At 52.0% G+C, this 14,667-nt stretch carries 17 protein-coding genes; 6 read left to right on the forward strand and 11 right to left on the reverse strand.

The features are described from left to right. Window positions 1-32 precede the first annotated feature (32 nt). The 3 genes from KNP84_RS12285 to KNP84_RS12295 form a co-directional block, all read right to left on the reverse strand. On the reverse strand, window positions 33-512 hold the full coding sequence (locus tag KNP84_RS12285; protein WP_051627749.1) for an NUDIX domain-containing protein: 480 nt from the start codon (window positions 510-512) through the stop codon (window positions 33-35). Between the two features lie 24 nt (window positions 513-536). Continuing rightward, window positions 537-1,463, reverse strand: a complete 927-nt coding sequence (locus KNP84_RS12290) for a carbohydrate kinase family protein (protein ID WP_021067776.1) — start codon at window positions 1,461-1,463, stop codon at window positions 537-539. 120 nt (window positions 1,464-1,583) lie between these two features. Further along, entirely contained in the window at window positions 1,584-3,491 is a 1,908-nt protein-coding gene (locus KNP84_RS12295; protein ID WP_215114870.1) for a heavy metal translocating P-type ATPase, read from the reverse strand. Window positions 3,492-3,690: 199 nt separating this feature from the next. Between KNP84_RS12295 and KNP84_RS12300 the strand changes: the two genes are divergently transcribed. Both KNP84_RS12300 and KNP84_RS12305 read left to right on the forward strand, forming a co-directional pair. Further along, window positions 3,691-4,626: a DMT family transporter gene (locus KNP84_RS12300; RefSeq protein WP_214837318.1), complete on the forward strand. Its 936-nt coding sequence runs from the start codon at window positions 3,691-3,693 to the stop codon at window positions 4,624-4,626. Between the two features lie 137 nt (window positions 4,627-4,763). After that, complete coding sequence (locus tag KNP84_RS12305) at window positions 4,764-5,066, forward strand: hypothetical protein (protein ID WP_021067773.1); 303 nt, start codon at window positions 4,764-4,766, stop codon at window positions 5,064-5,066. A 37-nt stretch (window positions 5,067-5,103) separates the two neighbouring features. Here the strand turns inward: KNP84_RS12305 and KNP84_RS12310 are convergent, their stop codons facing one another. Genes KNP84_RS12310 through yfkAB form a run of 3 tightly spaced genes read right to left on the reverse strand, consistent with a single transcriptional unit; the run spans window position 5,104 to window position 7,646 of the window. Then, window positions 5,104-6,246, reverse strand: a complete 1,143-nt coding sequence (locus tag KNP84_RS12310; protein WP_214837322.1) for an MFS transporter — start codon at window positions 6,244-6,246, stop codon at window positions 5,104-5,106. Window positions 6,247-6,291: 45 nt separating this feature from the next. Further along, window positions 6,292-6,486: a hypothetical protein gene (locus KNP84_RS12315; protein ID WP_021067771.1), complete on the reverse strand. Its 195-nt coding sequence runs from the start codon at window positions 6,484-6,486 to the stop codon at window positions 6,292-6,294. A 53-nt stretch (window positions 6,487-6,539) separates the two neighbouring features. Further along, on the reverse strand, window positions 6,540-7,646 hold the full coding sequence (yfkAB, locus tag KNP84_RS12320) for a radical SAM/CxCxxxxC motif protein YfkAB (RefSeq protein WP_214828147.1): 1,107 nt from the start codon (window positions 7,644-7,646) through the stop codon (window positions 6,540-6,542). An 85-nt stretch (window positions 7,647-7,731) separates the two neighbouring features. Here yfkAB and KNP84_RS12325 point away from each other — a divergent pair, with 85 nt between their 5' ends. The 3 genes from KNP84_RS12325 to KNP84_RS12335 all read left to right on the forward strand — a co-directional run bounded on the left by KNP84_RS12325 (window position 7,732) and on the right by KNP84_RS12335 (window position 9,818). Then, window positions 7,732-7,941, forward strand: coding sequence for a hypothetical protein (locus tag KNP84_RS12325; protein ID WP_016510454.1), 210 nt, complete (start codon window positions 7,732-7,734; stop codon window positions 7,939-7,941). Then, a complete protein-coding gene (gene rlmD / locus KNP84_RS12330) occupies window positions 7,938-9,314 on the forward strand; it encodes a 23S rRNA (uracil(1939)-C(5))-methyltransferase RlmD (RefSeq protein WP_131472984.1) in 1,377 nt (458 codons plus the stop codon). The genes KNP84_RS12325 and rlmD overlap by 4 nt, the downstream gene beginning before the upstream one ends. Window positions 9,315-9,410: 96 nt before the next feature. Then, window positions 9,411-9,818 (forward strand): cytidine deaminase, encoded by a 408-nt coding sequence (locus tag KNP84_RS12335; protein WP_021067768.1) that lies wholly within the window; start codon window positions 9,411-9,413, stop codon window positions 9,816-9,818. A 31-nt stretch (window positions 9,819-9,849) separates the two neighbouring features. Here the strand turns inward: KNP84_RS12335 and KNP84_RS12340 are convergent, their stop codons facing one another. Next, window positions 9,850-10,059, reverse strand: a complete 210-nt coding sequence (locus KNP84_RS12340) for a hypothetical protein (protein ID WP_423783235.1) — start codon at window positions 10,057-10,059, stop codon at window positions 9,850-9,852. A gap of 127 nt (window positions 10,060-10,186) precedes the next feature. Here KNP84_RS12340 and KNP84_RS12345 point away from each other — a divergent pair, with 127 nt between their 5' ends. Then, window positions 10,187-10,474, forward strand: coding sequence for a hypothetical protein (locus KNP84_RS12345; protein ID WP_021067766.1), 288 nt, complete (start codon window positions 10,187-10,189; stop codon window positions 10,472-10,474). A gap of 30 nt (window positions 10,475-10,504) precedes the next feature. Here the strand turns inward: KNP84_RS12345 and KNP84_RS12350 are convergent, their stop codons facing one another. The 4 genes from KNP84_RS12350 to KNP84_RS12365 form a co-directional block, all read right to left on the reverse strand. Beyond that, on the reverse strand, window positions 10,505-11,890 hold the full coding sequence (locus KNP84_RS12350; RefSeq protein WP_021067765.1) for a sensor histidine kinase: 1,386 nt from the start codon (window positions 11,888-11,890) through the stop codon (window positions 10,505-10,507). Next, window positions 11,887-12,576 (reverse strand): response regulator transcription factor, encoded by a 690-nt coding sequence (locus tag KNP84_RS12355; protein WP_021067764.1) that lies wholly within the window; start codon window positions 12,574-12,576, stop codon window positions 11,887-11,889. The genes KNP84_RS12350 and KNP84_RS12355 overlap by 4 nt, the downstream gene beginning before the upstream one ends. Window positions 12,577-12,745: 169 nt before the next feature. Then, window positions 12,746-13,312 (reverse strand): GNAT family N-acetyltransferase, encoded by a 567-nt coding sequence (locus tag KNP84_RS12360; protein ID WP_021067763.1) that lies wholly within the window; start codon window positions 13,310-13,312, stop codon window positions 12,746-12,748. 201 nt (window positions 13,313-13,513) lie between these two features. Next, the gene (locus tag KNP84_RS12365) at window positions 13,514-14,665 is read right to left on the reverse strand and encodes an amidohydrolase (protein ID WP_021067762.1); all 1,152 of its coding nucleotides are present in this window, start codon (window positions 14,663-14,665) and stop codon (window positions 13,514-13,516) included. Window positions 14,666-14,667 lie beyond the last annotated feature (2 nt).

A 14,667-nucleotide genomic window follows, 5' to 3' on the forward strand; every position in this document is an offset into this window, starting at 1 on the left:
TTTCCCGAAATGTCAGAAGGCTACACATAAAATCAGTCTTCGGCCAGCGTTTTATTGAAAAAGCGCTCGGCCTCGTTCGCGAGCAAGTCGGCGAGTGACGGCGGTCGTACCGGCAAATGGCTGAGCGCGCTGCGTTTCACCCACATCGGTGTGTATGAACCGTTCGTCTGTTCGGCTTGAAACTCTTCGCCTGTGCCGGTGCCGAATTCGCCACCGGTCACGCGAGCCCAGTAATACGGGTTCAACTCGCCATTGAAAGCGACGTGAGCGGCGACCCCTTCGAGTTCGACGTGGACGCCGAGCTCTTCGAACGCCTCACGGACGGCCGTCTCTTCGGCGGTATGGCCGAATTCGACTCCGCCACCTGGGAAGACATAATACAAGAGGTTCTCTTTTTCTCGGCGAATGAGCGCGACTTCATCATGTTCATTCACGAGGATGATGGCACTGCGTAATTTCGTTCTGACCAATGGAATCGTTCCTTTCGATTTCGAATCGTGAACAAAACGCATCGACTCGCGGCCGATGCGTTTTGGTTAATCTGCTGCTGGTTGTTCGAGTGATGCATACATATCAGGCGTCAGGCCGTTATCGTGCGAGGCGATGACTTTCCCGGCGACGCGCATGCCGAGTCGGAGCGCATCCTCAATCGGATGACGTTTCATCAACTCGGAGATGACAGCGGAGAAGAACGAGTCACCGGCACCGGTCGAGTCGGCGACTTTCACTTTCGTCGTCGGGACGTGGCCTTGTTCGTTCGTACGCAAGTCGACATAGACCGCACCGAGTTCACTCATCGTGACGATTGTGAGCGGGGCACCTTTCATGGCGAGCACTTCGGCGACACGTAACGCATCGTCCACCGTGACGATTGACATGTCAGATAAAATCTCTGCTTCTTCACGGCTACAGATGAAGCCGGTGAAGCCTTGAAGCAAATGGCGGTTCCGTTCGATGACAGACAGATGGCCACACACGCCGTAAAGCGGGAGTTTCATCTCGCGGCATAGCTCAATCGTCTCGTTGAGCACGTTGACCGACAAGTCGAGGTCGATGGCGACCGCCTGACTTTCGGCGAACACCGTATCGATGCGACGAAGGATACATTCTTCCATCATCGCCTCGTCCGGTTGCTTCGAGATCGACGTTTGAAGATCGCCGTTGTTATCCATGACGGCCAGCCACATGCCCATGCCGTTGTCATCGAGCAAATCGACGTGATCGACGTTCACATTCAAACCGCGGAGTTCCTCGAGGACCCCCATCCCGATTTGATCGTTCGTCACGGTCGACACGAAACGGACATCATTGCCGAGGACACCTAAATTTTGAGCGACGTTACGGCCGGTTCCGCCGTTTGAGAACGCGATGTCACCGACGTTCTTGGCATCTTTATGGAGCGGGGCGAACGAGGTTCCTTTAATATCGACAAACACTTTGCCGATTACTGCTATCGTATTCATACACTGTACCACCTTTAGCCAATCTTCCTAATCAGTTCCGGTCTAATTAGACACATTGTTTCAATTATAGCGAAATCGCCAACGGCTTTCAATGACGGTTTCGGAAGGTGTCGAATTTTGTCAGTCCCATGACGTGCTGAGCAAGCGCAGGCCGTTCAAAATGACGAGGATGGTCGATCCTTCGTGCCCGACGACGGCGAATGGCATGACGAGCAATTCGAAGATGTTCGTCGCAATCAATACGAGGATGACCCCTAATGCGAACACGACGTTTTGGAGGACGACCCGATTCAACTTACGCGACTGTTTGATGGCCGAGCTTAGGCGGTTCAAGTCGTTCTTCATCAAGACGACGTCGGCCGTCTCGAGAGCGGCGTCCGTCCCTTCTCCCATCGCAATCCCGACATCGGCCGTCGCGAGGGCAGGGGCGTCGTTAATCCCGTCACCAATCATGCCGATGCTGCCATACTCTTGTTTCAATCGTTTAATGTGCTCGACTTTCTCTTCCGGAAGACATTCGGCAATATAGCGGGTCAAGCCGGCCTCGGAGGCGATGGCGCGTGCTGTTGCCTCGTTGTCACCCGTGATCATGATGGTGGCGATGCCGAGGTGGTTGAGTCGCTCGATCGCTTGCTTGGCCTCGGGACGTAACGTGTCTCGAAGCGCGAACGCCCCAATTGTCTTCTCTTCGTCACTGATGAATACGAGTGTGTGGCCGGCCGCTTTCAAACGTTCGACTTCGTCGCGGAAAAAGTCGTGGCTGCGATCGGCGAATTTCTGTTTACCGACCCGGTAAGCGACACCGTCGATGGTCGCTTCAATCCCAGACCCGGTCACGTCTTTAAAGTGTTCCATCGCCCCCGTATAACTGCCCGTGTACTGAACGAGCGCCTCAGCGAGCGGATGCATCGAATGTTCTTCAATCAAGCTGACAATGCGATACACGTGTTCTTGTGTCGTATCGGGATGAATCAACGCCGCTTGGACTTCTGGTTTACCGATTGTGAGCGTACCGGTCTTATCGAACGCGACGGCTTTCAAACGTCCCATATTTTCGATATGGACGCCGCCTTTGAATAAAATCCCGTGTTTAGCAGACGAGGCAATGGCTGCGAGTGCCGCCGGAGTGATGGCGGCAACGAGGGCACACGGCGAAGCGACAACGAGAAGGATCATCCCGCGGTAAATGCTCGTCTCGAGCGACCATGACGTCAATACCGGGCCGAACAAGATGATTGCCGTGACGGAAGCGAGCACGACTTGAACGTAGCGTCCCTCGTACCGGTCGATGAACTGGGCGGACGGTGATTTTTCTTCTTGCGCCTGCTGGACCATTTGAATGATTTTTTGGAACAATGTCTCTGTGGCGAGCTTTGTCACTTCGAGCGTCAAGACACCGTTCAAGTTTACGCTTGATCCATATACCTCATCGCCGACGTTCCGGTCGACCGGAATCGATTCACCGGTGATGGCGGCTTCCTCAATCGAGGCGCTACCTTTCAAAATCCGACCGTCGACCGGGATGCGCTCGCCGGGTCTTACGTAGATGTGGTCACCGACGCGCAGTTCGTCGATATGGACGACCTCGAGGCCGCCCGAGCTGTTCAATCGGGTCGCTTGCTCAGGTTGGAGTTCCATGAGCGATTCAAGGGCACGCTCATTTTTATTCATCGTATACGTCTCAAGGGCGCCTGATAACGCGAAGATGAAGATAAGGATGGCGCCTTCCATCCAGTACCCGATTGAAGCGGCACCGATGGCGGCGATAATCATGAGTAGCTCGACGTTCAAGGAGCGCGTCTCCCATGTATCGGTCAAGCCTTCCTTGGCTTTGGCATATCCGCCGATTAAAAAGGCGGTCAAATACAGAGTGACGTAGAGCGCAGGAGCTCCGTCTTGTCTTTCCGCGATATATGCGAGTACAATCAATACACCACTGATGAGCGCCATGATGAGCTCGATATGTTCGACCCAGCTGGCCCGTTTGAAGACGTGGCTTTTTTCGTGTGTGACGGTTGATGTGTTCATGTGAGCACCTCTTTCTAATTGAGAATATATATCAGTTAAATGATAATGAATGAGGATGATTATCATTATCCATTGTTGATATTATTAGGTTTTACGCGAATTAAAGGTGAATCCCTTATTTATAATGATTATCGTGTAAGTCTATTTTAGCACCAAACGTAATCACTCACAAACTAAAAGATTAAGGAGTTTTTGTGTCATGCCGAATGTATTTCAACGCCCTTGGACGGTCACGTTCTTGGCCCTATTCAACACGTTCTTATGGGGGAGCGCCTTTCCGTTCATCAAACTGAGCTACGAAGCGCTCGATATCCAGGACCACGAATACGGGCAACAGCTGTTCTTTGCCGGGGAACGCTTTTTATTGGCCGGTCTGCTCTTACTCGTCATCAGTCGACTCGTCTTCAAGCGCCCGATTCGCTTAACTGCTGAAAAGCTAAAGGCGTATGCGCATTTAGGGGCATTTCTGACGTTCTTACAATATTTGTTCTTCTATATCGGACTTTCCATCTCGACGGGGGTGCAGGGTTCGATTATCGCGGGGTCGACGTCATTTTTCCAGATGGCACTCGCTCATTTTCGTTATGAGGATGATCGCTTGAATCGTTTGAAAGGGATTGCCCTTACGCTCGGATTCTCCGGAATCGTCATCGCCAACTGGCCGACGGCAAGCGCGGAAGTCGGGTTTGGGATTGGAGAGATTCTGCTGATTATGGCGATGATCTCAGGCGCGTTCGGGAATTTGGTTGCCAAAGATTATTCGCGCTCGCATGACGTCGCTCCGATGACGGCTTGGGCGATGGTGATTGGCTCGCTCGGACTACTCATCGTCGGTTACGTGCTTGCGCCAGGGGATGTGTTCCTGCCTTACACCGTGACGACCCTCTTCTTCTTGTTGTATCTCGCCCTCTTGTCGGCGGTCGGGTTCACATTATGGAATACGCTGATGAAATATAATCCGGTCAGCCGGGTATCGCTCTATATGTTCTTTGTTCCCTTATTCGGTGTCGTCCTATCGAGCGTGTTACTCGGGGAGACGATTCCATGGAACGCGCTTGTCGGGTTGTTGTTCGTCATCGCTGGGATTTATCTCTCCACATATTTTCAAGGACGAGCGAATCGGGGAGTGCGATGACAAAGTGAGGGAGAGGCATGGTTGACGGAATCTTGTTCCCATGGCAAAATATATTAAAAATTCTGAATTCTTTCAGTTGAAATCGGTCTTCGTTGTAAAGACTTGCGTGCGAATCGAAAAGAAAGGAGGGTGCTACCGTGGCAAGAAATCCAATCGTCCGAAACATACTCATCTCTCGACAACCGCGAGACGAGTATGTCAAATACGTGATGAAGTGCGTAAGTCGCGGGTTGAAGGAACATCATGAGCAAGTGGACGCGCGTGCTATGAGGCATGGCGAAGACATTCAGACGAAATGGCAAATCAATGATCGAGTCATTGAAGTCACGCTCAAGTCCGACGTGTTGGCCTCGCTCGAGACGGAACCGTTCGCGCTCGATGAGGTGTTCATGCGGGCGTTCGAACGAAACGATGTCAGGCTCGGTCCGGTGAAAGAATAACGTGAAACAGGGAGGGTCTCGGCGGAGACCCTCCCTTTTAGATGTCAATCGGCTTGGCTTTCGCCGTGAATAAACTGATGGCCAAAATCCCAAGAATGAGCGTATACATCAAGAAATACACTTCTTTTGGCAACGCGATCCAAAATGCGCCAATCATCGGTCCGCTAATCGAACCTACGCTGAACGAGATGCTATAGAGCATATTGCCGGTCGGTAACAACGAACGTGGCAACACTTCCGTCATATGGGCCAGTCCGAGCGAATATGTCGAGCCGAGCCCGGCGCCTGCGAGCGCGAACAAGACGAGGAGCCAGACGTAATGGTCGACAGCCAGGTTGGCGATCGCAAAAACGAGCGTGCCGAGTGTCAGGACGATTTGAAGAATCCGCTTTTTCCCGAAGTGATCGGCGAGCCGACCGAGCGGTAATTGCACGACAATCGAGGCGACGATGAACGTCGTGATGAGCGTGCTCGTCTGCGTGAGCCCGATATCGTTGCGGACTGTGAAAATCGGTAAGTTGGCATTCAAGCTCGCTTCAAGGAACCCGTATGTAAAAGCAGGTAAGAGCGTATACCCGCCGCCGATGAGGACGAGTCGGATGCGTCCTTTCGAGTCGGTCTTCACTTTCTCGGCCTCAGGATACTCATTGTCGACCTTGAAGATCAAGAACAAGGATGCGAGACAGAAGACGATCAAGACGAGGAACGGCAGCCAAAAGTGAAGGTCGACGAGCGGCGCGATAAGCGGACCGACCGCGAAACCGAGGCTGAACGCCATCCCGTAATACGCCATTGCTCGTCCCAGGCTCCGCTTATCGCTCGCGGACGTGACCCACACTTGGGATCCGTAATGGAGCGCCGAGTCACCGAAGCCGATGACGAAACGCATGAGCGCCCACATGAGCAGGGACGGCCAGAGCGGCAAGAAGAACGTAGCGAGCGCCGTCAAGATGATGCCAAGGACGATGGTCGGACGAAATCCGTACTTGCGGACGAACCGTTCGAGTAGCGGGGCGGAGACGATGACCCCGAGATAGAGCATGGTCGCGTTCAACCCGTTCAACCAGGCCGGGTTGCCGTCCCGTTCGATGAGTGTCGACAAGAGCGGGATGAGCGCACCTTGAATCAAGCCGGAGATAAAGACGACAAGTAATAAAATTGAAAATCGAAAGCGTTGCATAGTTCACCTCATCATTGATTGCATAGTAAAAAGCTGAGAAGAGTCTCAGCTTTTTGGCTCGTCAATCGGTTGGGGTACATGGTTCAAGTGTAAGAGTTCATCGTCCCAACTGCCTTGACTGAATACTTCATCACGGTCTACTTTGTCTGAAACGAATGCGGCTGTCAATAAGATGCTGAGCACACCACCGAAAATGATGATGGCCATGACGGTGATCATAAATACATAGATGGCTGTCATCTTCAAACACCTCGATTCAGTTTATATACTGAACATTTCCCGAATCGAAGCAATTAAAACGGTTCGGCCACACGTTCCCGGAAGTTCACTTCAGGATAGTACGCTTGTTTGACGAGTGCGTTCGGGCCGAGGCATTTGACAGCCGGACAGTGGCAGGACAGTGTGGCGTTCAAACTGCTGTTCGTCCACGCCTCATACGCGTCTTGGAACGAGGTGTCATACAACGTCCCGAGCGTGCCGAGCTCATCACCGAAGTCGGTGACGATGATTTGGCCGTCGAAGATGTTCGTGTTGAGGCGTGAGCGGCCATCCGGGTCGTTTCGCACGGTCACGTTCTTCGCCTCGTGGAGCCGTTTCAATAAAGCGCGGTCTTCCGGTAACTCGGAACAAGCATAGAACGGCAACGTTCCGAACAGCATCCAAACGTTCTCATCCCGGACATCGAGCAGGTCGTGAATCGCCTGGCGGGTGTCAGGGAGCGACGCCGACTCGAGCGCACTTGCAAAATCGGCGGGGTACATTGGGTGCACTTCATGACGTTGACAGCCGAGTGCGACAATCTCTTCATGGATTGCCTTCAAGTGCGGAATCGTCCGTTTGTTGAGCATCGTCTCGGCCGATACGATTACACCCTCGGCCGTAAGCGCACGGGCGTTGTCTTTCATCGTCTGAAGCATCTTCAAACGTGCCTCCGCGCTCGGTTTTCGGTCCATCATCGCGAAACCGCCCTCTAAGAAGTCGGCGTCCGTTCCCCAGTTATGCGAAATGTGCAAAACGTCGAGGTAAGGGGTAATAAGATGGTAGCGAGAGAGCGGGAGCGTCAAGTTTGAGTTGATTTGCGTGCGGGCGCCGCGCTCCTTAGCGTAACGCAAGAGTGGGACGACGTAGTTGCGCACCGATTTCATCGACAGCATCGGTTCGCCGCCCGTAATCGAAAACGCGCGTAAATGCTCGATTTCATCCAAACGCGAAATCAATAAGTCGAGTGGGACTTCGGGTTCTTCTGTCTGGTCGAGCATATAGCCGACCGCGCAATGCTCGCAGCGCATATTGCATAGTTTGGTCGTCGTCACTTCTACGTTCGAAAGGACGAGGCGACCGAACTCGGTTTGATCGAGGTATGCTTCCCACGGATCAAACGTTGTCGAGATGTTTTGCATATCAATTCCACCTTTTCTTCAAGTCACACGAAATAGTATGCTATAATAACAACTCTTTGTCACGAACCAAAGGAGCGATCACGAGATGGGTAAATCACGAACAGATACGGCAGGAAAAATGAACGTGTTAAAATCGAGAACGGAATTACTGTGCTTATCAGTCAATACGTTGGACGAATTCACGACGCCAGAGGATTTGCATCGATTGTTAGCTGATATTGATTCCTTACGTGCGAAAGTCGTACGTTACGCCAAAGATTTAGAACAAGTATCTCGAAAGGATGAAACACATTGAAACTGATCGTAGGAGAATACACAAGCGCCCAAGCCGAGCGGCTAGGGATTAACGGAGAGGGCATCGCGACGATTGATCGCATGGTCATCTTCATTCCGAACTTATTACCTGGAGAAAAGGCGAAAGTCGAAATTACGCGCGTCGAGCGGAACTACGCCGAGGCACGCGTCATCAAGCGCGATAATGATTCACCGGACCGGGTCAAGCCACCATGTCCGATTTATGACGAGTGTGGCGGTTGCCAGATTCAACATATGAGTCCGCGCCTGCAGATGGACTATAAAGAAGAAATCGTCCGCAACGCCTTCCGTCAAAAGACGAAATTGAACGTCGACAAATCGGATATCCGTGGTACGAAAGGGATGGACAACCCTTGGTATTACCGCAACAAGTCACAATTCCCGCTCTCGACGCGCCGCGGTGAAATCGTGTCAGGGCTCTACAAGCCGAACACGAATGAGCTCGTGCCAATCGAACACTGCATGGTGCAGCAGCGCGACACGACGAACATCAACAACGCCATCGTCCGTATTTTGAACGAACTCGACATCCCTGTATACGATGCGCGCCGTGACGTCGGTTTTGCCCGTACCGTCATCGTCCGCTCGGGCTATAAGACGGATGACGTTCAAGTCGTACTCGTCGTCGGGAATGAAGATGTCCCGCGTTTGGACGAACTGAGTGACCGCATCATGGCGTTGCCGAACGTCGTGTCGTTCCACTTGAATATTAACTCGAACCGTTCAGGCGTCATCTTCGGGTACCGCACGGTTCATATCGCCGGGCAAGACAAGATGGACGAACAGCTTGACGACGTCCATTACCACTTGTCACCGCGTGCGTTCTTCCAACTCAATCCGGCTCAGACGGAAGTCATGTATCGGGAAGTCGTCGAGGCGGCTGGCCTAACGGGTCAAGAACGGGTCATCGATGCGTACGCTGGTGTCGGTTCAATCGGGCTATGGCTCGCGCCACATGCAAAAGAGATTCGCGGGATGGAAGTCGTCCCAGAAGCAGTCGAAGATGCGAATGCGCACATGCGTGAGAACGGGTTCAGCCATGCAACCTATGTTGAAGGCCGGGCCGAGCACTGGATTCCGCGCTGGGTCAAGGACGGTTGGATTCCAGATGTCATCGTCGTCGATCCGCCGCGCACTGGTGTCGATCATCAGCTCCTCAACGCAATGATCTCATCGAAAGCGAAACGCATCGTCTACGTGTCATGTAACCCGCAGACACTCGCACGGGATGCGGACCAACTCATGAAAGCCGACTATAAAATCAACTATATCCAGCCGTACGATATGTTCCCGCAGACGGCGCACGTCGAGTCAATCGTCGTCTTCGAGAAAAAGAAAAAGAAAAAGTATTGACGGGGTTGTGAAAACGCTTGCAAAAACAGTGTTTTCACGCTATAGTTCAGATGTCAGACTTCTTTTGATAAACGTTAAGAAGCGGAGGAACATCAGATGATCCCACAAGAAAAAGTGAACGAGCTTGTCCATAAAGCAATTGATGCACGGTCGCGTGCCTATACACCGTATTCGAAATTCAATGTCGGGGCCGTCGTCATTGACGAGACCGGCAAAGAAATTTTAGGTTGCAACGTCGAAAACGCTTCGTACGGGTTGTCGATGTGTGCAGAACGGACCGCCATCTTCAAAGCGGTATCGGAAGGCAGCAAGGCAATCGAGACGGTCGTTGTCGTTGGAGACACAGCGGGTCCAATCTCGCCGTGCGGTGCTTGCCGTCAAGTCATTGCCGAGTTTGCGAGTGACGACTTTACGTTGATTCTCGCGAACATGGCCGGAGAGACGAAAGTGATGACAAAAGAAGAGATGCTACCATACGGCTTCTCGCCAAAAGATTTAACGTGAAATAAAGATGCGGACGAATTCGTCCGCATCTTTATTTGTTGCCGTCATATTTTTTCTCGCTGACAGAGTCGTCCTTCGAGTGTCGTTTCTGTTTTTCATCTTTCACTTTTTGGTTCAGCTCTTCCACCGGAATCGGGTCGACGGTCTCCATGCCCTCCTGGTCGAAGATGCTCTCCTTGTCGGTATCGACAGCATCCGGATTATCGAACGGTCGCTTTGACGGGTTCTGTGATTTCTTCATCCTCATCGCCTCCTTGTGTTGATTGTTATTCCACTCTGTTAAATTGTGTAAACGCTTTAGGAAACGGGTTTCGATTTTGCGGAACAGTGGAATTATCGGTACATAGTGACTAAGGAGGGGTATTCGGATGGATAAGAAAGTCTTAATGGGAATCGTACTCGGTGTGGCCGGGGCTGCGCTCGTCGCGCCGAAAGTGGCAGCGCTCTTGACGCAAGACCACGATGAGGATACATGGAGCAAGATGGATCGCATGGAAAGTGTCGATTCAGATAAAGACGAGGCGGAAGCGGGTCTCACTCAACTTGACTCGAATCACCGGGCCGAGTGGCAAGCGAACGGCTTTCCGCAGACGCACGCTGAGCGGGAGCGTCTCATGAATGAATCAGATGATGCCTATAAAGGGAAGGACATCTAAAAACAGACAGCCATCGCGGCTGTCTGTTTTTTAAATATCTTCGTCCGGTAAAAGGGGGAGCGTGAGTGTGACGGTCGTCCCGTTGCCGACTTCTGAGGCGAAGTGCATCGAGCCGCCGTGGCGCTCCATAATATGTTTGGCGATGGCGAGCCCGAGTCCGGTCCCGCCGTCTTCGCGTGTCCGTGACTTATTGACGCGATAGAATCGTTTCGTCAATTGATCGAGGTCTTCTTTCGGGATGCCCCGGCCTTCGTCATGAATCTCGGTGACGGCATTGTTCGCGGTCGCATACGTCTTCACATGAATCGATTTGCCGGCTTCCGTATAGCGGAGCGCGTTATCGAGCAAATTCCCGACGACTTGCTCGAGTCGATCGTGGTCCCCGAGAATAATCAAGTCGAAGTCGAGGTCCGTCTCGATGGTGACGCCTTTCGCCCGTGCGATCGGCTCGAAGCGATAGAGAACGTCTTCGAGCACTTGCGAATAGACGACTGGTTCTTTCGTCATCGGATACGAATCACGCTCGAGTTGGGCCAAGTCGAGCAAATCGTTGACGAGCCGTTGCAACCGTTCGGTCTCGTTCTCGATAATCTCATAATATTGATCTTTCGTTTTGTCATCGAGCGACGGGTCTTGAAGCATCTCGGTATAACCGCGAATATACGACAGTGGCGTCCGCAATTCGTGGCTCACGTTCGCCAAGAACTCTTTCCGTTGTTCTTCGACGAGACCGAGCGATTCGGCCATCCGGTTCAGTGTCTCGGCAAGCTCACCAATCTCATCATCGTAATAGATGGGGATGCGGTGCGAGAAATCACCTTTAGCATACACTTGGGACGCTCGTTTCATTTGAATGAGCGGTTGGATGATTGTATCGATAATCTGAGTGCCGAAAATGAGTAAGTTCACGATCATCAAGATGAGCAAGAACGTGATCATGAGCCGAATCGGTTGGAACGGTTCACTGATTTTACTCAGCTCCATATACAGGATGAGCGCATTATCGAGTTCGCCGTCTCGGATGAGCGGGAAGGCGGACATGAGGATGTCGACGTCTTCGGTCGGGTGCTTGCGGGTAACAGAAATCGCATAGCCGTCTTGCAACTTGGCGAGGTCCTGCTCCCGTAAAAACGTCTTGCCCGATCCGAGACTGTCTTCCCGGACGGACGAGAGAAACACTTTCGTCTCGGTCAGTTCGTTCGTGTACGTCATACTGTCGGAAAACGCGTCAGAGAAGCCGTCCGCCTTATAGATGGTGACGAGCTTCTCTCCGCGGTTGATGAGCAGTTCTTCTTGCGTCTGAATATAAAACTTGTCATACAAGTAAAACGTCATGATGATGAACACGAACGCGGAGAAGAGGCTTGCGGTCCAGATGGTGATCCAAATCCGCTTCCGGATCGTGTATTGCTTCATACGGTCGCCTCGAACTTATAGCCGATCCCCCAGACGGTTTGGATGTAGCCACCCGCTTCGCCGAGCTTGAGACGAAGTGTCTTGATATGGGTGTCGACCGTTCGGAGGTTGCCGTGATACTCGGTCCCCCAAATTTGGTCGAGCAATTGTTCACGCGAGAACACTTTCTCTTCGTTCGTGATGAACAAGTAGAGCAAATCGAACTCTTTCCGGGTCAAGTTGACCGTTTTGCCTTTCACGCTGACCGCACGGCCATCGATATCGATGGACAAGACGCCGGTATCGAACGTCGCTTCTTGTTCTTTCGAGAAATTATGCGTCCGACGAAGCGTCGCTTCGATTCGAGCGAGCAACTCGCGGGGGCTGAACGGCTTCGTGATATAGTCGTCCGCGCCGATCTTCAAGCCGTGGATGCGATCGAGTTCTTCTGAGCGGGCCGTTAGCATAATGATCGGCACGTTCGAGAACTCACGAATGCGCATGCATGCCGTGAGGCCGTCGAGTTCAGGCATCATCACGTCGAGCAGCACGAGGTGGAACGACTGTTCTTTCAATAAGTCGATTGCCTCGAGACCGTTCGTTGCTGTGACGGTCTCGTATCCTTCCTTCTCTAAGTTCGAAACGAGTAAATCCCGCATTTGCTCTTCATCATCGGTCACTAAGATGCGAAACGTTGGTTCTGACATTGGGCATTCTCCTTTACAAAACGGTTAACGAGGACGTGTGATAATTCCCTCATACTTCTATCATACCTATCTCTCCGAATTAGAACAGAAATATTCATTGTCGTAAAGTTGTCCTCATGAAATCCACACAAAAACGCCACAAAAAAGCCAATCCTTTGTCAGAATTGGCTTATGCTTCGAGCTGGGCTTCGTACGTATGGTCGAATTCAGGCGCATGGAGTGAGTGCAAGTAAAGTTGGAAACTCGACTTCGACACTTCATACAGCACGTATTCGACATCACCTTGATTGATTTCAGTTAGTAATTCAGACCGAATCTCATTGGCGCAGAAAGCGTACGGCAGTTTTTCCGCCGCCGCGATTGAACGCTCATTCGATTGACGGATTTTCAAAAATACACTTTCAATGTCAAGTTCGAAGAAAAGTTCTGAGAAGAACGCTTCTTTCGCGACTTGATTGTAACCTTTGCCGTGATACGGTTTGCCAAGCCACGTCCCGAGGAATCCATAGCCGGATTCCACATCGAACAAGCTGATTGTCCCGATTGGGGTACCAAACTCGTTCGTGATGGTACGTGAGATGATGTTTCCTTGCTCTTCTAGCTCGATGATTTGCTTCGTGCTAAATAAAAACTCGTCAAAGTGGACCGTCTTTTGACGGACATATGGAAAGACATCTGGGTGTTGCATCAGTTCGAACAACTCCGCGCAGTCGGTAAGCTCACGAAATTTGAGCACCTTTACATTCCTCCTCCTATTTCAGACCGCTGAAGAATAGTTGTAACGAAAGCATACTTCTGGCTTCGTTGTTCGAACTTGCCTTGGCTGCTCCCTTTTATGAAGTTACAAGATTATTTTATATAGTTTTTTTAAAAAAGCAAGTAAATAAAATGCAACTTCACAAAAAAATAATAAGAGCGCTTTCACGACTGGTGTCACTCACATCTCGTGATGCGTTTTCGAGCGGCTCGTCGAGTAAACGATGTGACCGTCGACGATGGTCATAATCGGCTTCGACATGTAGTCGAGCGGGAAGTGGCTCCATAGGACAAGATCGGCATCTTTGCCGATTTCGAGCGAGCCGATGCGGTCGTCTACTCCGAGCGATTCAGCCGGATGAATCGTGATGGCGCGGAGCGCGACGTCGACGGGAAGCCCTTCGCGGGCAGCAAGACCGGCGCACAAATTCAAATATTGAACCGGCGTATAAGGATGATCCGTCGTGATGGAGACGATCATATCGTGCTCATGTAAGATGCGGTACGTCTCCCACGTCTTGTTTTGGAGCTCGATTTTCGACTTCCGTGTGAACGTTGGTCCGACGGTGACATGTTTGACACCGAGTTCGCGCAACTTTTCGGCGACGAGATGTCCTTCCGTACAGTGCTCAATCCGATAATCGAGGTCAAACTCTTGTGCGAAGCGGACAACCGATAAAATATCGTCGGCGCGGTGGGCGTGGACACGAATCGGCATCTTGCGATCGAGCGCCAATTGAATCATCTGGCTACCGAACGTGCCGATCGTCTTTGTCGAATCAACGGTCCGGAACGCTTCACGCAACAAGCCCATGATTCCCATCCGGGTCAACTCGCCGGATTTCCCCATGCTGTGGACGCGCTTCGGGTTCTCGCCGAGCGCGAGTTTCAGGCCGGCATAGCGGCGGAGCACCATGTCCTCGATGAAGCGGCCATGGGTTTTGATGACACTCGTCACGCCGCCGATGACGTTCATACTGCCAGGCATGACTTGGACGGCCGTCACCCCGGCCATGAGCGCTTCCCGGAAGCCCTCATCGAGCGGATAGACGCCATCGATGGCCCGTGCGTGCGGGGTCATCGCCTCGACGGTCTCGTTCGCATCGTTCCCGACTGAACCCGTCCCTTCGTCATACAGTCCGAGATGGGTGTGGGCATCGATGAAGCCGGGGAACAAGAAGTTGCCTTCGGCTTCGATGACCGTCTCTCCGTCGAGCGGGTCCAACAAGTCCGCCATCTCGACGATTTTGCCGTCTTTGACGCGAAGGTCCCCGTAAAAATGTGGTGCGGTGATCGGATAGATATGGGCGTTACGAATTAACAAATTACTCACGT

The organism is Exiguobacterium sp. s70 (assembly GCF_018618315.1).
Taxonomy (GTDB): Bacteria; Bacillota; Bacilli; order Exiguobacteriales; family Exiguobacteriaceae; genus Exiguobacterium; species Exiguobacterium chiriqhucha.